This window comes from Stenotrophomonas maltophilia, assembly GCF_025642255.1.
Classification (GTDB): Bacteria; Pseudomonadota; Gammaproteobacteria; order Xanthomonadales; family Xanthomonadaceae; genus Stenotrophomonas; species Stenotrophomonas maltophilia_P.
In genome coordinates this window covers 1,445,089-1,462,075 of the sequence record NZ_CP106759.1, presented here as the reverse complement: position 1 = coordinate 1,462,075, position 16,987 = coordinate 1,445,089, and the positions used below count along the sequence as shown (strand labels likewise).

Below are 16,987 nucleotides of genomic sequence, written 5' to 3'. Positions count from 1 at the left end.
GCTCAGGACTGCGCCGCGTCCTCGACCGGCCCGAGCTCGTGCAGGACCGCGGTGGCGTAGCAGCCCGGCGGCAGCGCGAACGACAGCTCAAGCACATCTTCCGCCAGCCACTGGTACTGCAGCAGCGCAGGACGCAGGCGCAACGCGCGGCGCTCCTGCTTCAGCCGTGCCTCTTCCAGTCCGGCACGCAGCGCCTTCGATTCCTCGTCGTCGAGCGCACGCAGTTCGAGCTCGCGGGCGGCGCCGGTACTGCGCAGCTCGCCCTCTCCCCACAACGGCGCGCTGGGATGGATATCGAACCCGGCCAGCCGCGCTGCCAGTGCATCGGTGTAAGGCTCCGGACCAAACACGCTGCGGCTGCCATCCAGCATCCACACCTCACCGTCCAGCGGCTGGTCCCAGACACCCTGCTCCACGCGTGCGGCAAGCACGCGATTGAACAGTGCCGAACGCGCAGCCGACAGCAGCAGCGAGCGCTGGTCCTTGCGCATGCGGCGGCCACCGAACATCGCCAGCGCTGCCGGAACGTTGCCGCCATCGCGGCCGAAACGCTGCTCGCCGAACCAGTTCGGCAAACCACGATCGGCAATCTGCTGCAGGCGTTCGCTGATTGCGACCGCATCGCCGCGTACCTGGCGCAGCACCAGCCTGAAACGATTGCCGGCCAGCGCGCCACGCTGCAGCTTGCGGTTGTGCCAGGTTGCATCGAGCACTTCGATATCATCGCTGGCCAGCAGCGCCAGATCCGGCGCGACGCGCTTGGGCAGATGCACACTGAAGCGCTGGGTGGTGACCGCGTGGCGATCCTTCATCCCGGCATAGCTGACCGCCATCTCCGGCAAGCCAGCCCACTTGGCCAGCACCTTGGCCACATGCACGGTGTTGGCACCGCGCTTGCGGACATGCAGCAGCAGATGCTCGCCCTCGCCCGTGGCCTCAAAGGCCGGCAGCTCGTCGACCTGGAAATCCTCCGGCGTGGTGCGGATGCGCGCCTGCAGCAGCGGCGCACCGAAGGCGAGCGGCAGCGGAATCATACCGCCACCAGCAGGACCACAGCCTGTGCCGCGATGCCTTCACCGCGACCGGTGAAGCCAAGCTTCTCCGACGTGGTGGCCTTTACGCTGACCGCATCCAGTGGCAGCTGCAACAGTGCCGCGATGCATTCACGCATTGCCAGCGCATGCGGCCCGACCTTCGGTCGTTCACAGATCACGGTGACATCAGAGTTGCCGACGCACCAGCCACGCTCACGCAGGAGAGCGTCGCAGTGGCGGACGAAGTCGCTGCTGTCGGCCCCCTTCCAGCGATCATCGCTGGGCGGAAAGTGCTGGCCGATGTCGCCCAGCGCCAGCGCGCCGAGCATGGCGTCACACAGCGCGTGCAGGATCACGTCGCCATCGCTGTGCGCGAGCACACCGTGGCTGTGCGGCACGCGCACGCCTCCCAGCATGATGTGGTCACCCTCACCAAAGGCGTGGACGTCGTAGCCCTGGCCGATGCGGACGGGCGGGAACGGAGCAGTGCTCATGGATGCAACCCTTGCAGCAGGGCCGCGCGGGCGTTCAGCCGGCGCGGCGGGAAAGTACGAATTCGAAGCGGTCCAGGTCGGCCGGCGTGGTGACCTTGAAGTTGTCCTCGCTGCCTTCAACCAGCAGCGGGCGCTGGCCCTGGCGTTCCATGGCCATGGCTTCGTCGGTGACGTCCACGCCGGACGCAGCGGCGTCGGTCAGCGCGCGGATCAACTGATGGCGGCGGAACAGCTGCGGAGTCAGCGCGCGCCACAGGCGCTCGCGTGGCTCGGTGCCGTCGATGCCACCATCGTCACCGGCCCGCTTCAGGGTGTCGCGTACCGGCGCGGCAAGAATGGCCCCGACCGGATCGGTACGGCCAACCTCCAGCAGGCGGCCCAGGTCGGCCAGCGACAGATTGGGCCGCGCAGCATCGTGCACCAGCACGAACTCGTCGGCACGGACGCTCTCCGGCAGCGCGAGCAGGCCGGCCAGCACGGAGGCGGCGCGGGTCGCCCCGCCCGTGCAGGTCAGCACGGGCTTGCCGGCCCATTCGCTCCAGCCCGGCCAATCCGCGTCATTCTCGCCGATCACCACCATCGCGCCGGCAACGGCCGGATGGGCCAGCAGTGCCTGCAGGGTGTGGGCCAGCAGCATCTGCCCGCCCGCCTGCAGATACTGCTTGGGCAGTGGCGCACCGAAGCGGGCACCACGACCGGCAGCGGGAACCACCACCCAGATCGCCGCGCTCATGGCACGTCCGCCGGGTGGTCGCCCGCCTGTTCGGGCATCGCCACCGGCGGCTGCGCCGGACGAACCGGCGCGTCGTCGACCACCCGGTAGAACTTCTCGCCGGGCTTGATCATGCCCAGCTCACTGCGTGCGCGCTCTTCGATGGCGGACTGGCCTTCCTTGAGGTCCTTCACTTCGGCAGCCAGCGCATCATTGCGCTGCTGCAGACCTTCGTTGTCCCGTTCCTGGCCGGCAACCTGGGCTTCGAGCATCATCACTTCCCCCGAATTGCCCGGGCCGAACCAGAAACGGTACTGCAGCCATGCCAGCAGCAGGGCCAGCACCAGCAGCAGCCAGCGCCAATCGCGCATGGCCTCAGCGCTTCAGCGAAACGAACGCGTCACGACCGGCGTAACGCGCGCCGGCACCGAGGGCTTCCTCGATGCGCAGCAGCTGGTTGTACTTGGCCACGCGATCGCTGCGGCACAGCGAGCCGGTCTTGATCTGGGTGGCAGTGGTCGCCACGGCGATGTCGGCGATGGTGGTGTCTTCGGTTTCACCCGAACGGTGCGAGACGACAGCGGCATAACCGGCACGGTCAGCCATCGCAATCGCTTCCAGGGTTTCACTCAGGGTGCCGATCTGGTTGACCTTGATCAGGATGGCATTGGCAGTACCGGAGTCGATGCCCTCCTGGAAGATCTTCGGATTGGTCACGAACAGGTCATCGCCCACCAGCTGCACCTTCTTGCCGATGCGATCGGTCAGCAGCTTCCAACCCGCCCAGTCGTTCTCGGCCAGGCCGTCCTCGATGGTGATGATCGGGTACTGCGCGGCCCAGTCGGCAAGGAAGTCGACGAACTGCTCGGAGGTCAGGCGCTTGTTCTCGCCGACCAGGTTGTACTTGCCGTTCTCGAAGAACTCGCTGGAGGCCACGTCCAGACCCAGCAGCACGTCCTCGCCCGCGGTGTAGCCGGCCTTGCCGATCGCTTCGAGAATGGTGTCCAGCGCCTCGACGTTGCTGCGGAAGTCCGGTGCGAAGCCGCCTTCGTCACCGACCGCGGTGCTCAGGCCATGCCCCTTCAGCACCGACTTCAGCGAGTGGAAGATCTCGGTGCCGGCGCGCAGCGCTTCGGAGAACGAAGTGAAGCCGACCGGCAGCACCATGAACTCCTGGAAATCGACGTTGTTGTCGGCATGCGCGCCGCCGTTGATGATGTTCATCATCGGCACCGGCAGCGACGGGGTCACGCCGGTCCTGCCGGCCAGGTACTGCCACAGCGCCTGCTTGCTGGATGCTGCGGCGGCGTGCGCGGCCGCCATCGAGACACCGAGCAGCGCGTTGGCGCCCAGACGGCCCTTGTTCTCGGTGCCATCAAGGTCGATCAGGCGGCGGTCCAGGCCGGACTGGTCGGTGGCCTCGAAGCCCTTCAGCGCGGCAGCGATGGTCGTGTTGACGTTGTCGACGGCCTTGCGCACGCCCTTGCCCAGGTAGCGGGTCTTGTCGCCGTCACGCAGCTCGACCGCTTCCTTGGTACCGGTCGAGGCGCCGGAGGGAACCGCGGCACGACCGAACGAACCGTCCTCCAGGGTGACTTCGGCTTCCAGCGTGGGATTGCCACGGCTGTCGAGGATTTCACGGGCGTGGATGCTGCGGATCGTACTCATGGTCGGGCCGGTTACCTGTATGGAGAGGGGGCGACAAAACGAATGCCGCGTGATTATCCCCGGCTGCCCGCCCGTTGCCAAATGGCATTGCTGGCCAGCAGCGGATCGCGGACGGATGCGAGCACCGGCAGGCTGATCACCAGCCCCAGCAGAGCGAGCAGCAGCGCCGCAATTGCCGCCATTCCCCGGCCTCGCTGCAGTCGCCAGGCCAGCACCGAAGCCACGCCGCTGCCCAGGCCGGACAGGGCCAGCATGCCTATCGCCAACAACAGCGCGGGCTGTGCCTCACGCAGGGTCTGGTCCCCATCACCAGGGGATCCGGAGGCCGACAGAAACACCAGCAGGCCAACCGCCATCCCGCCCCAGGCAAGCACAGCCAATACCAGCGAGATCGCCCCCAGCGGCCATCGGTGCCAGTGCGGAGGCCTGTTCATCGCAGCACCTTCGAGCCCACGTGCCTCGAGTTGCAGCCCGCCTTGGTTCCCGCGCAGCCCGCGCGGGACCCTGCTCCCGCCCAGGTCAGGCGCGCGCTTCCTGCAACAACTGGCCACCGGCCTTGCGCTCGCGTGCGGCGCGGATGAAGCCGATGAACAGCGGGTGGCCGTCACGCGGCGTGGACAGGAACTCCGGATGCGCCTGGCAGGCCAGGAACCAGGGATGCGCATCGCGCGGCAGCTCGACCACTTCCACCAGGGTGTCGTCCATCGACTTGCCGGCGATCACCAGGCCGGCGTCTTCCAGCTGGGTGCGGTAACGGTTGTTGAACTCATACCGGTGGCGGTGGCGCTCGGCCACCACGTCCTTGCCGTACAGCTCACGCGCCAGCGTGCCCGGCTTCAGGCGCTGCTCCTGCAGGCCCAGACGCATGGTGCCGCCCAGGTCGCTCTTGTCGTCGCGCTTCTCGACGTCACCGGCAGCGGTGCGCCACTCGGTGATCAGGCCGATCACCGGATTTGGCGACTGGCGATCATTCTCGGTGCTGTTGGCACCTTCGAGGCCGACCACGTTGCGCGCGTAATCGACCACGGCCGCCTGCATGCCGTAGCAGATGCCGAAGTACGGCACCTGGTTCTCGCGGGCGAACTTCGAGGTCAGCACCTTGCCTTCGAAACCACGGTCGCCGAATCCGCCCGGCACCAGGATGCCATCGACATCGGCCAGCGCGGCCATGTCCGTGCCTTCCAGGTCCTGCGCTTCCAGCCACTTCAGATTGACCCGGGTGCGCTGGCGCAGGCCACCATGCTTGAGTGCTTCGCCGACCGACTTGTATGCATCCTGGTGGTCGACGTACTTGCCGACCACGGCGATGGTCACCTCGTCGAGCGGATGCAGCGTGGCGTCGACCGCGTCCTCCCACACCGACAGATCGACAGGACCGGCCTTGTCAGCGAGCTTCAGCTGGTTGACGACAATCTCATCCAGGCCCTGCGCATGCAGTCCCGAAGGGATGCGATACAGCACATCCACGTCCGGCACGCTGATCACGGCGCGTTCGGAAACGTTGGTGAACTGGGCGATCTTGCGACGCTCCGAATCGGGCACGGCCTGCTCCGAACGGCACAACAGCACATCCGGCTGGATGCCGATCGAACGCAGCTCCTTCACCGAGTGCTGGGTCGGCTTGGTCTTCAGTTCGCCGGCCGCGCCGATGTACGGCACCAGGGTGAGGTGCATGAACAGCGCCTTCTCCGGACCACGCTCGGTACGCACCTGGCGGATCGCCTCCAGGAACGGCAGCGATTCGATGTCGCCGACGGTGCCGCCGATCTCGACCAGGGCGACGTCATAGCCTTCGGTGGCTTCGTCGATGCAACGACGGATCTCGTCGGTAATGTGCGGAATGACCTGCACGGTCGCGCCAAGGTAATCGCCGCGACGCTCCTTGCGGATCACGTTCTCGTAGATGCGACCGGTGGTGACCGAATTCTTGCGGCTCAGGCGCGTCCGCACAAACCGCTCGTAGTGGCCCAGATCGAGATCGGTCTCGGCACCGTCGTCGGTGACATAGACCTCGCCGTGCTGGAACGGGCTCATGGTGCCCGGATCAACGTTGATATAGGGGTCGAGCTTCATCATCGTGACCTTCAGGCCACGGGCTTCGAGAATGGCGGCCAGCGACGCAGCGGCAATGCCTTTGCCGAGCGAGGACACCACGCCGCCGGTTACGAAAATCAAGGGAGTCATGGCTGCAAGCATCCTGTCTGGAAATGGAAAACGACAGCGCCACGCACGCCCTGGGGGCGGACATGGCGCTTGAAGGGGGTTTTCCGGTTCGCTGGGGCAGCGAGGGAGGTGCCGATCCGTGCGGCGGCTGGCGCCAGACGGTAACCATCGCGCGAGGTCGGGGCAACCGCGCCGGTCACATCGACCGTCACCTGCGACCCGCATTGCTGGAGGCCACGCATGGCCGTGCCAGCCCATTCGCAAATGGTGGACACGCACTACTCCCGGAAAGCCATAGTTTACAGATAGATGGCCGCCAACCCAAGAGGCTTGTGCAGGCCGACCGAACGAAAAACGCCCCCTTGCGGGGGCGTGGCGTCGCCAGAAGTCCTCTTCTACAGGGCTTCCGTGGGAAAGGAAGGGTGCGCGTGCGCTCAGCGCTTCTTGCGCGCCTCTTCCTCTTCTTCCTGCTGCGGAACCGGCTGGCCCTTGGCCTTCAGCTCCGCATTGGCCTGCGCGCGGCGCTTGGCCTTGGCGTCGGCTTCGGCCTGTGCCTTGTCGGCCTGGTCACCCTGCTGCGGGGCCGGCTGGCCGGCGTTCTGCGCCATCACCAGCGGCACCGCAACGGCGGCAGCGGCCAGGATCGCAATGGTCAGCAACTTCTTCATGGAGTCCTCCTCGCGGTATGGCTGGGACATGGGGACGCTGGCGTCCGGATTCCAGCGGCTGCCATTTTACCCCCTCCCCGGTGGCGAGGCTGAACCGCAGGCGTGCAAATTCGCCGCCCAGACCGCACACTTGCGCGTCGCTCCGCGCTTTAGAACATAGATGAACGCCCGCTATAACGCCGCCGATATTGAAGTCCTGTCCGGCCTTGACCCGGTCAAGCGCCGTCCCGGCATGTATACCGACACCGCGCGCCCCAACCACCTGGCGCAGGAAGTGATCGACAACTCGGTGGACGAGGCCCTCGCCGGCCACGCCCGCTCGATCGAGATCACCCTGTACAAGGACGGCAGCGTGGAGGTCAGCGATGACGGCCGTGGCATGCCGGTGGACATCCATCCGGAAGAGAAGATCCCGGGTGTCGAGCTGATCCTGACCCGCCTGCACGCGGGCGGCAAGTTCAGCAACAACAACTACACCTTCTCCGGCGGCCTGCACGGCGTCGGCGTCAGCGTGGTCAACGCGCTGTCGACCCTGGTGGAGGTGCACATCAAGCGTGAAGGTGCCGAACACCGCATCACCTTCCGTAACGGTGACCGCGCCACGCCGCTGGAAGTGGTGGGCACGGTCGGCAAGAAGAACACGGGCACCCGCGTGCGCTTCTGGCCCGACCCGAAGTACTTCGATACGCCGAAGTTCGCGGTGCGCGCGCTCAAGCATCTGCTGCGCGCCAAAGCGGTGTTGTGCCCGGGCCTGACCGTGAAGCTGACCGACGAAGCCACCGGCGAAGTCGACACCTGGTACTACGAGGACGGCCTGCGCGACTACCTGAAGCTGGAGCTGGGCGAGCGCGAAATGCTGCCGGCCGACCTGTTCGTCGGCAACCTGAAGAAGGACACCGAAGTGGTGGACTGGGCCGTGGCCTGGCTGCCGGAAGGCGAGCTGGTCCAGGAAAGCTACGTCAACCTGATCCCGACTGCCCAGCACGGTACCCACGTCAACGGCCTGCGCACCGGCCTGACCGAGGCGCTTCGCGAGTTCTGCGACTTCCGCAACCTGCTGCCGCGTGGCGTGAAGCTGGCGCCGGAAGACGTGTGGGACCGCGTGTCGTTCGTGCTGTCGCTGAAAATGACCGATCCGCAGTTCAGCGGGCAGACCAAGGAACGCCTGTCCTCGCGGCAGGCCGCCGGTTTCGTGGAAGGTGCCGCGCACGATGCATTCAGCCTGCTGCTGAACCAGAACGTGGAACTGGGCGAGAAGATCGCGCAGATCGCCATCGAGCGCGCCAGCGCACGCCTGAAGACCGAAAAGCTGGTGGTCCGCAAGAAGGTCACCCAGGGCCCTGCCCTGCCGGGCAAGCTGGCCGACTGCATCAGCCAGGACCTGTCGCGTACCGAACTGTTCCTGGTGGAAGGTGATTCGGCAGGCGGCAGCGCCAAGCAGGCACGCGACAAGGATTTCCAGGCGATCATGCCGCTGCGCGGCAAGATCCTGAACACCTGGGAAGTCTCCTCCAACAGCGTGCTGGCCTCGGAAGAAGTGCACAACCTGGCCATCGCCATCGGCTGCGATCCGGGCAAGGATGACATCAGCGGCCTGCGCTACGGCAAGGTGGTGATCCTGGCCGACGCCGACTCGGACGGCCTGCACATCGCCACCCTGTTGACGGCGCTGTTCCTGAAGCACTTCCCGGCGCTGGTCGACGCCGGCCACGTGTTCGTGGCAATGCCGCCGCTGTTCCGCATCGACGTGGGCAAGCAGGTCTTCTACGCGCTGGACGAGGAAGAAAAGCGCTCCATGCTGGACAAGATCGAGCGCGAGAAGATCAAGGGCGCGGTCAACGTGACCCGGTTCAAGGGCCTGGGCGAAATGAACCCGTCGCAGCTGCGTGAGTCCACCATCCACCCGGACACCCGTCGCCTGGTGCAGCTGACCGTGGACGATCGCGAGCAGACCCGTTCGCTGATGGACATGCTGCTGGCCAAGAAGCGGGCGTCTGACCGCAAGGGCTGGCTGGAGACCAAGGGCGATCTGGCGTCGCTGGAAGTCTGACCCCAGCGCGGGCCGGGGCCGTTTCCTGTCGGGAAACGGCTCTGGCTGCATGGCCTGGCAGTACCGGTTCAGGCCGCCCACCGGGGCATTACACCCCCATCGGCAAACCCTGCGGGTCCATAATGCGCGCTCATCCGCGTGGACCACCGCATTGCCCAGCCACTCGCTGCTGTTCCCCGGCCTGCCGCTGCACAGCACGCGGCTGGTCCTGAGCCCGATCCGTCGTGATGACGCTGCTGCGTTGTTCACGCTGCAATCCAACCCGGCGGTCATGCGCTGGTGGAACCATCCTGCCTGGAAACGGCCGGGCGAAGCCCGCGAACAGATCGACGACGACCTCGCCGCACACGCCATCGGCACCCAGCTCAAGCTGGCCGTGCGCGAATCGCTGGAAGGGCCGTTGCTGGGCATCTGCGTGGTGTTTGCCGTCGATCGCGATGCTGCGCGTGCCGAGATCGGCTATCTGCTGGCACCTGAGGTCCAGGGCCGGGGCTACATGCATGAGGCGTTGCAGCAGGTGCTGGCCTACCTGTTCCGGACGCTGCGCCTGCATCGCGTCGAAGCCGAGATCGATCCGCGCAATGCGGCCTCCGCGCACGTGCTTGAACGCCTCGGCTTCCATCGTGAGGGCCTCCTGCGCCAACGCTGGCGCATCCAGGGCGAGTTGGCGGACTCGGCTGTGTACGGGCTGCTGGCCGATGACGAAGCCGCGAGCGCCCTGCCCACTTGACCCAATCTGGCCGCAACCGACGACAACGCCCGGCCATGGCTTTGGACACATACGGCGCGGCACCCTGGAGGCCTAGCATCGAAACCCCCTTCCGCTGCCGATCCGGTGCCATGAAGTCCCTGCTGCACACTGCCGCGCTCTGCGTCGGCCTGCTCATTGCTCCTGCCAGCGTGCTGGCCGCGCCCGCCGCCGAATCCAAGCCCGACGCCAGGGACGACAAGACCGAAGCACCTGCGCTGCCGGCCGACGCCTCCACCCGCCAGAGCATCCGCCTGGCGGGCCGCACGCTCGACTACACCGCCACCGTGGGGACCCTGCCGGTACGTGACGAGAAGGGCAAGGTGATCGCCGATGTGGTGTTCACCGCCTACACGATGCCCGGCAAGGACCGGCCGGTGACCTTCGCGCTCAACGGCGGGCCCGGCGCGTCCTCGGTGTATCTCAATCTGGGCGCCATCGGCCCGAAGGTCGTGACCTTCGGCTCGGAGGGCGACAGCGCGTCGGCGCCGGCCACGCTGCATGACAATCCGGGAACGTGGCTGGACTTCACCGACCTGGTCTTCATCGACCCGGTCGGCACCGGCTTCAGCCGTGCCCGCATCGGCGATGACGAAGCCAAGAAGGCACTGTACAACCCCAGTGCCGACATCGAGTACCTGTCGCGATCGATCTACGACTGGTTGCTGCGCAACCAGCGCATGGCGTCGCGCAAGTATCTCACCGGTGAGAGCTACGGTGGCTACCGCGGCCCACGCATCACCCACTACCTGCAGACGCGGCTGGGCGTTGCGATGAACGGCCTGGTGCTGGTCTCGCCGTACCTGAGCCCGACCCTGGAAGACAACGCCGACGTCTCGCCGATGGCGTGGATGCAGACGCTGCCGTCGATAGCAGCGGCGCACCTGGAGCGCCAGGGCCGCCTGACCGACGCGGCGATGCGTGAGGTGATCGAGTACACCCGCGGCGATTACGCCACCGCCCTGATGAAGGGCCGCAGCGATCCGCAGGCCACCGAGGCGATGCTGCGCCGGGTCACCGAGCTGACCGGGCTGGACCCGCAGTTCGTGCGTCGTGCCGGCGGCCGCCTGGAAACCCAGGCCTATCTGCGCGAAGTGTTCCGCGACAAGGGCACGCTGGGCAGCCGCTACGACTCGAACGTGACGGCGTTTGATCCGTTCCCGAACGATCCGGAACAGCGCGCCAACGATCCCCTGCTCGACAGCATCATCGCGCCAACCACCACCGCGATGGTCGACTTCGTCACCCGCGTGGTGGGCTGGAAGGTCGATGCGCGCTACCAGGCATTGAACTACGAGGTGAACCGGCTGTGGGACCGCAACGGCGACCTGCGCCAGGGTGCGGTGACCCAGCTGCGCCAGGCGGTGGCGATCGATCCGAATCTGCAGGTGCTGATCGCGCACGGCTGGAATGACCTGTCATGCCCGTTCATGGGCTCGATCCTGACCGTGGACCAGATGCCGGCGATGGGCAGCAACCCGGACCGCGTGCAGGTGCGCAGCTACCCGGGCGGGCACATGTTCTACAGCCGTGCCGACAGCCAGGCGGCATTCCGCAAGGATGTGCAGGCACTGTTCCAGCGCAACTGAGGGGTTCGGCCGCGCCTGCGGCCCGGCGCCCGCTGACGGCAACAGCAACGGCAAAAGCCGGGTTTCCGTGGGCTGGCGAGGTTCCTGCTGCTGTTGGTGGGTGTCGACCTTGGTCGACACGCTGGATACGGAAAAACGATCTGCCCATGAAAAAAGCCCGCCGGAATCCGGCGGGCTTTTTCATTTCCGGGGTCAGATCCCTATCTGCAGGGAAAGGGCTCTGACCCCAGGGTTGCTGGCATCAGGTCCAGCCGAACAGCTCGAACAGCTTCAGGATCAGGTACGCACAGCCGCCTGCCGCCGGGATGGTCAGGATCCAGGCCCAGACGATGCGCTCGATCACGCCGAACTTCAGCGAACGCGGATTCTTGGCAAAGCCCACGCCCATGATCGCGGTGGAGATGCTGTGCGTGGTCGAGACCGGCATGCCGAAATGGGCGGCCAGGGTCAGGATGGTGGCCGAGCTGGTCTCCGCCGCGAAGCCGTGGATCGGATGCAGCTTGACCATCTTGTGGCCCAGCGTCTTGATGATCTTCCAGCCACCCGAAGCCGTACCGGCGGCCATCACCACCGCACAGGTCAGCACGATCCACATCGCGATGCCGTCACCGGCCTGCGCATCCGGGTGCATGAAGGCCAGCCAGGACGGCAGGTTGTCCAGTGCACCGGTGGCTTCGGCACCGATCAGGGTCATGGCGATGATGCCCATGGTCTTCTGTGCGTCGTTGTGCCCGTGTGCGAAGCCCATGTAGGCGGCCGAGACGATCTGCGCCTTGCCGAAGAAGGCATTGACCCAGCGCGGACGGGCCAGGCGGCCGATCGCACCACCGATCCTGGCCAGACCCGCAATCAGGCCCCACAGCAGCACCATCACCACGATGCCCAGCAGGAAGCCGGCAATCGGCGAGGTGATCATCGGCACGAACACCTTCCACAGCAGGCCCTTGTTCTGCGCCCAGCTGCCGAGCCGCTCGGACCAGATCAGCGCATCCCAGTTGTTGTGGGCGGCCGCCAGGCCGGCGCCGCACAGGCCACCGATCAGGGCGTGCGAGGACGAGGACGGCAGCCCCTTCCACCAGGTGATCAGGTTCCAGATGATGCCGCCCAGCAGGGCGCACAGGATCACCTGCGGGGTGACATCGACCACGTTGGTGTTGAGCAGGCCCGACGCGATGGTCAGCGCCACCGCCGTACCGGTCAGGGCACCGATCAGGTTCATGAAGGCGGCGAGCATCACCGCCCAGCCGGGCGAGAGCACCTTGGTCGCCACCACGGTGGCGATGGAGTTGGCGGTGTCGTGGAAGCCGTTGATGAACTCGAAGACGAGCGCAGCCAGGATCACCACCAGGACGAGGGTCAACATGCGGCGGCGTCCGTCAGCTGTTCTTCAGCACGATCTGGTACGCCACCACGCCGGCCTCGCGGCAACGGTCGATGGCTTTTTCCAGGATCTCGAAGAATTCCTTGAGCAGGAACATCTGCAGGTTGTCCAGGCGCCCGGAATAGATGTCACGGTACAGCTCCAGCATCAGCCGGTCGGCCTCGTTCTCCAGCGAGCGCAGCTTCTCGTTGAGCGCGGTCATCCGGTCCAGGTTCATGTGGCGCAGGTCGGCCACCATCTCCACCACCACGCCGGCGGCCTGCTCCAGCATCGCCGCGCGCGGCGCGAAGTCGATGTGCTCCAGGTGGGTCGTGGCCAGCGAATAGCGATCGGCGAACTTCTCGATCTGCTTGGGGATCTTGTACAGCGCCGACCCCAGCGCTTCGATGTCTTCACGCTCGATCGGCGTCATGAAGCTGTCCACCAGCGCCTGGCTGATCTTGTCCGACGCCGCGCGCTCGCGCAGGCGGGCCAGCTTGAAGGCGTCCAGCGCGGGCTGGCGGTCGGCCTCGCGCAGCATGGAATGCAGCGCCTTGGCGGCGTCGGAGGCCGCGACGGCAGCCTCATCGAGCAGGGTGTAGAACTGTTTGCCGGAACCGAAAATGGTCTGCAGAGAGAACATTGAGAAACCTGTCAGCCGTCGCGGGAAGGACGGCACCGGACGGAATTATGACGGCTAGATGACCATCTCGGGTATCCCCGCCCCCTTTCCGGGGGTGGAACCCGCCAACCTGAACAGGCAGTTGCCACCTTGCCACGGCCCTTTGCTAAGATGCCAACGCGCCCTCGGGCGCACCTTATGGACGACGACCCTTATCCCCCAGCGCCGCGCCGGACTTCGCTCCTGAGCGCCTGCCGCCATCGCAAGCACCCGCCCTCCCTGCCACCAACCGGGGACGACGCCCGTGTTTGAAATGATCCTGATTGTCTTCGCGCTGGTTCTGTTGAACGGCTTCTTCGCCATGTCCGAGATGTCGGTCATGACCTCGCGCAAGAGCCGTCTCAAGCAGATGGCCGGCAGCTCCAAGCGCGCCGCCAAGGCCCTGGAGCTGTCCGAAAAGCCCGAGAGCTTCCTGTCCACGGTCCAGATCGGCATCACCGTCATCGGCGTGCTGACCGGCTACCTGGGCGGCGACGCCATCGGCGACGCCATTGCCGGCTGGCTGCAGGGCCTGATGCCCGGCTTCGCCTACGCCTCCCAGGTCGGCACCACGCTGGCCGTGACCCTCATCACCTTCGTGACCCTGATCTTTGGTGAGCTGGTGCCCAAGCGGCTGGCCCTGACCCGCTCCGAGGCCATTGCCAGCCTGGTGGCCATGCCGATGAGCTGGCTGGCCAAACTGGCCCTGCCCTTCGTCTGGCTGCTGTCCAGGACGACCCAGCTGGTGCTGAAGGCACTTGGCCTGGGCAAGGACGAAGCCGCCTCGGTGACCGAAGAGGAGATCCGCATGCTGGTGGCCGAAAGCCACGAGGCAGGTGTGATCGACACCCATGAGCGCGACATGATGAACCGCGTGATGCGGCTGGGCGATCGCACCGCCGACAGCCTGATGACGCCGCGCAACCGGATCGCCTGGCTGGACACGCAGGCCGGCCTGGACCGCAACCTGGAAATCATGGCCGAGCATGAGTTCTCGCGCTATCCGGTCTATCGCGACAACGACATGGATGTGGTTGGTGTGCTTGAACTGAAATCGCTGGCGACCCGCATGGCACGCGGCGACAACGCGCTGTTCCAGACCCTGCGCGAGCCGTTGTACGTTTCCGAGTCCACCCATGCGATGAAGCTGCTGGAGATCTTCCGGGAAGAACAGCAGTCGATGGCGCTGGTCGTCGACGAATACGGCGAGATCCAGGGACTGGTCACCATCAGCGACCTGATGGGCGCAGTGGTCGGCCGCCTGCAGGCGGTGGAGAATGCCGACGAGGACGCACTGGTGGTGACCCGTGAGGACGGCTCGCTGCTGGTGGACGGCTCGCTGCCGGTGGACGACCTCCGCGAGCTGATCGGCAGCAACGAGCTTCCCGACGCCGAAGAGGGCGACTACTACACCCTAGCCGGCATGTGCATCCACTACTTCGGCCGCATCCCGCACGCGGGCGAGTACTTCGACTGGGCCGGCTGGCGCTTCGAGATCGTCGACCTGGACGGTGCACGTGTGGACAAGCTGCTGCTGCGCACGCTGTCGGACGAGCAGGCCGATGAGCTCACCGCCTGAGTCCGGCCCGCGCCACGCAGCACCTGCCTATCGCAACGAAGGCATCCGCACGCTGCTGGAAATGTTCGCCTGGGGTGATCCGGCCCAGCACATGAAGCTGGGCCAGATCCTGCAGGATCTGCAGCAGAGCGCCTTCGGCGTTTTCCTGTTCGTGGCGATCCTGCCATCGTTCATCCCGATTCCGGGGCTGGGCGGTGCGGTCAGTGGCCCCCTGGTGATCCTCATCGGCCTGCAGATGCTGTGCTGCATGCGGCGCCCCTGGCTGCCGGGCTTCATTGCCCGCCGCGGGCCGAAGCGCGGCACCATGCACCGGTTCCTGGACCGCATCGACCGCCCGCTGCGGCGCTTGGACCGCATGCTCAAGCCACGCCTGCCACAGCTGCTCAAGCCGCTGCCGGCCCACGCGTTCACCGGCGCACTGCTGGTCCTGCTGGGCATCCTGCTGTCGCTGCCGATCCCGTTCACCAACTATCTGTTCGGCTTCCAGCTGCTGTTGTTCTCGCTGGCCCTGCTCGAGCGCGACGGCGCGCTGATGCTGGTCAACTGGATCGGAGCATTGGCGGCAATCGCGTTCTTTGGTTTCAGTTCCGGCCAACTCGTGAGCTACACCGTCGAACTGTTCCAGCGCTGGTTCTGAACCGGGCCCATCAACGCAGGTCGACGAAACCGTTGTCGGCAAGCTGGCCTGGCTCATCCTGTACCGCAGACAGCACGAACGTCAGCGCCCTGCCCAGCAGCGTGCCCGGTCCATCCCAGTACTCGGCCGATTCAGCCTGCACGTGGATGAGCCGAAGGTTCGGATCGTCCTTGCCGCCGGGGAAGAACAGCTTCATCGCTGGCGACCACAGCGCTTCCACCTTGGCCCGATCGTCGACGATGCGCGCATTGCCCGCCACGGACACATAGGTGTTCTTCGACGTCGAAGCGTAGGCCACGTTGACCCGCGGATTGAGCGCGATTTCCGCCACTTTCGGGCTGTCGGCTGCAGTAGCGAACCAGAGGTCACCATCGAAGGCGACCTGCTGGGTGCCGAGCGGACGGCTGTACAGGCGACCATCGACACCGACCGTGGTGAACATCGCCACCTCCACGTCCTTGATCAGTTCGGCCAGCTGGGCGATGTGTTCTGCGCGGGAATCCGACATGGGGAGCTCCAGGGGTAGGGAGCCCCCATCAGACGCGGAAGGTCTGCAATGCGCCGTGATGCAATCGTTCAGCCCGCGTGGCGATCGTGCCACGCCCGCATGGTCAGCTCGAACGAGCGCAGCCTCGCGCGATGGTCATACAGATTGGCGGTGAGCATCAGTTCGTCAGGTCGATGGCGTTGGACGAACGCGGCGATACCCTCGGCCACCTGCTGCGGATCACCCAGCACCGTGCACGCCAATGCCCGCTCGACACCCAGTTTCTCGTGCGGCTCCCAGAACGATTCGATGTCGTCGATCGGTGCCGGGATCTTGCCGGGACGCCCCCGGCGCAGATTGACGAAGCTCTGCTGCTGGCTGGTGAACAGGCGGCGCGATTCGGCTTCGCTGTCGCTGGCCACCACGTTCAATGCCAGCATCGCGTGCGGTTGCTTCAACGTGGCCGAAGGACGGAATTCGCGGCGGTAGACTGCCAGCGCCTCATCCATCGCGTCCGGGGCGAAGTGCGAGGCGAAGGCGTACGGCAGCCCCATCGATGCCGCCATGCGCGCACCGAACAGGCTGGAACCCAGGATCCACGTCGGCACCCGCAGGCCGCCGCCAGGCACGGCCTGCACCGCCTGACCGGGCTGGACCGGCTCGAAGTAATGCAGCAGCTCACGCACATCCTGCGGGAACTGGTCAGCGCTGTCGAAATAGCGCCGCAGCGCGCGGGCGGTCGGCTGGTCGGTGCCGGGCGCCCGCCCCAGCCCCAGATCGATGCGGTCCGGATAGAGCGAGGCCAGCGTGCCGAACTGCTCGGCCACCTGCAGCGGCGCATGGTTGGGCAGCATGATGCCGCCTGCACCGACACGGATGCGCTGCGTGCCACCGGCAACGTGCCCGATCAGCACGGCGGTGGCCGCGCTGGCGATACCGGGCATGTTGTGGTGTTCGGCCAGCCAGTAGCGGCGGTAGCCCAGCGCATCGGCATGCTGGGCCAGTTCCAGCATGTTGGAGAAGGCGGCGGTGGTATCGCTGCCCTCGCAGACCGGGGCCAGGTCGAGGATCGACAACGGGATCATCAGGCGGTTTCCGTCAAAAGATCCCCTCTGCATGGGGTCGGCCCGGCACGGC

Annotated in this window: 17 protein-coding genes; 5 read left to right on the top strand and 12 right to left on the bottom strand. The window is 66.2% G+C overall.

Annotated elements, in window-relative coordinates; genetic code table 11:
* Positions 1–2: 2 nt before the first annotated feature.
* From truD to N8888_RS06760, 8 genes are all read right to left on the bottom strand, one after another.
* Positions 3–1,034 (bottom strand): tRNA pseudouridine(13) synthase TruD, encoded by a 1,032-nt coding sequence (gene truD / locus N8888_RS06795; RefSeq protein ID WP_263177906.1) that lies wholly within the window; start codon positions 1,032–1,034, stop codon positions 3–5.
* Positions 1,031–1,528, bottom strand: coding sequence for a 2-C-methyl-D-erythritol 2,4-cyclodiphosphate synthase (gene ispF, locus N8888_RS06790; protein ID WP_164152231.1), 498 nt, complete (start codon positions 1,526–1,528; stop codon positions 1,031–1,033). The genes truD and ispF overlap by 4 nt, the downstream gene beginning before the upstream one ends.
* 34 nt (positions 1,529–1,562) lie before the next feature.
* The gene (ispD, locus tag N8888_RS06785) at positions 1,563–2,261 is read right to left on the bottom strand and encodes a 2-C-methyl-D-erythritol 4-phosphate cytidylyltransferase (RefSeq protein ID WP_074901198.1); all 699 of its coding nucleotides are present in this window, start codon (positions 2,259–2,261) and stop codon (positions 1,563–1,565) included.
* The gene (gene ftsB / locus N8888_RS06780; RefSeq protein WP_128989041.1) at positions 2,258–2,611 is read right to left on the bottom strand and encodes a cell division protein FtsB; all 354 of its coding nucleotides are present in this window, start codon (positions 2,609–2,611) and stop codon (positions 2,258–2,260) included. Before ftsB ends, ispD begins: the two co-directional genes overlap by 4 nt.
* 4 nt (positions 2,612–2,615) lie before the next feature.
* A complete protein-coding gene (gene eno / locus N8888_RS06775; protein ID WP_053519724.1) occupies positions 2,616–3,908 on the bottom strand; it encodes a phosphopyruvate hydratase in 1,293 nt (430 codons plus the stop codon).
* A gap of 53 nt (positions 3,909–3,961) precedes the next feature.
* Entirely contained in the window at positions 3,962–4,342 is a 381-nt protein-coding gene (locus N8888_RS06770) for a hypothetical protein (RefSeq protein WP_263177905.1), read from the bottom strand.
* A gap of 85 nt (positions 4,343–4,427) precedes the next feature.
* Complete coding sequence (locus N8888_RS06765; RefSeq protein ID WP_065174923.1) at positions 4,428–6,092, bottom strand: CTP synthase; 1,665 nt, start codon at positions 6,090–6,092, stop codon at positions 4,428–4,430.
* Between the two features lie 413 nt (positions 6,093–6,505).
* On the bottom strand, positions 6,506–6,739 hold the full coding sequence (locus tag N8888_RS06760) for a hypothetical protein (RefSeq protein WP_053519720.1): 234 nt from the start codon (positions 6,737–6,739) through the stop codon (positions 6,506–6,508).
* A 160-nt stretch (positions 6,740–6,899) separates the two neighbouring features.
* On the opposite strand from N8888_RS06760, the gene parE reads away from it, so the two are divergent.
* From parE to N8888_RS06745, 3 genes are all read left to right on the top strand, one after another.
* On the top strand, positions 6,900–8,789 hold the full coding sequence (parE, locus tag N8888_RS06755; RefSeq protein ID WP_053519719.1) for a DNA topoisomerase IV subunit B: 1,890 nt from the start codon (positions 6,900–6,902) through the stop codon (positions 8,787–8,789).
* Between the two features lie 151 nt (positions 8,790–8,940).
* Positions 8,941–9,519: a GNAT family N-acetyltransferase gene (locus tag N8888_RS06750; protein WP_253119740.1), complete on the top strand. Its 579-nt coding sequence runs from the start codon at positions 8,941–8,943 to the stop codon at positions 9,517–9,519.
* Between the two features lie 110 nt (positions 9,520–9,629).
* Complete coding sequence (locus tag N8888_RS06745) at positions 9,630–11,126, top strand: S10 family peptidase (RefSeq protein ID WP_111186062.1); 1,497 nt, start codon at positions 9,630–9,632, stop codon at positions 11,124–11,126.
* A gap of 241 nt (positions 11,127–11,367) precedes the next feature.
* Here the strand turns inward: N8888_RS06745 and N8888_RS06740 are convergent, their stop codons facing one another.
* Together N8888_RS06740 and N8888_RS06735 are read right to left on the bottom strand one after the other, a co-directional pair.
* Positions 11,368–12,489: an inorganic phosphate transporter gene (locus tag N8888_RS06740; RefSeq protein WP_053519810.1), complete on the bottom strand. Its 1,122-nt coding sequence runs from the start codon at positions 12,487–12,489 to the stop codon at positions 11,368–11,370.
* 13 nt (positions 12,490–12,502) lie between these two features.
* Complete coding sequence (locus N8888_RS06735; protein ID WP_004152833.1) at positions 12,503–13,129, bottom strand: DUF47 domain-containing protein; 627 nt, start codon at positions 13,127–13,129, stop codon at positions 12,503–12,505.
* A 292-nt stretch (positions 13,130–13,421) separates the two neighbouring features.
* Between N8888_RS06735 and N8888_RS06730 the strand changes: the two genes are divergently transcribed.
* Positions 13,422–14,726: a hemolysin family protein gene (locus tag N8888_RS06730; protein ID WP_053519809.1), complete on the top strand. Its 1,305-nt coding sequence runs from the start codon at positions 13,422–13,424 to the stop codon at positions 14,724–14,726.
* Positions 14,710–15,363, top strand: a complete 654-nt coding sequence (locus N8888_RS06725) for an exopolysaccharide biosynthesis protein (RefSeq protein ID WP_111186061.1) — start codon at positions 14,710–14,712, stop codon at positions 15,361–15,363. Before N8888_RS06730 ends, N8888_RS06725 begins: the two co-directional genes overlap by 17 nt.
* 10 nt (positions 15,364–15,373) lie before the next feature.
* On the opposite strand, the gene N8888_RS06720 is transcribed toward N8888_RS06725, so the two are convergent.
* Entirely contained in the window at positions 15,374–15,871 is a 498-nt protein-coding gene (locus N8888_RS06720; protein WP_053519807.1) for a pyridoxamine 5'-phosphate oxidase family protein, read from the bottom strand.
* Between the two features lie 68 nt (positions 15,872–15,939).
* Entirely contained in the window at positions 15,940–16,935 is a 996-nt protein-coding gene (locus tag N8888_RS06715) for an LLM class flavin-dependent oxidoreductase (protein WP_065181249.1), read from the bottom strand.
* Positions 16,936–16,987 lie beyond the last annotated feature (52 nt).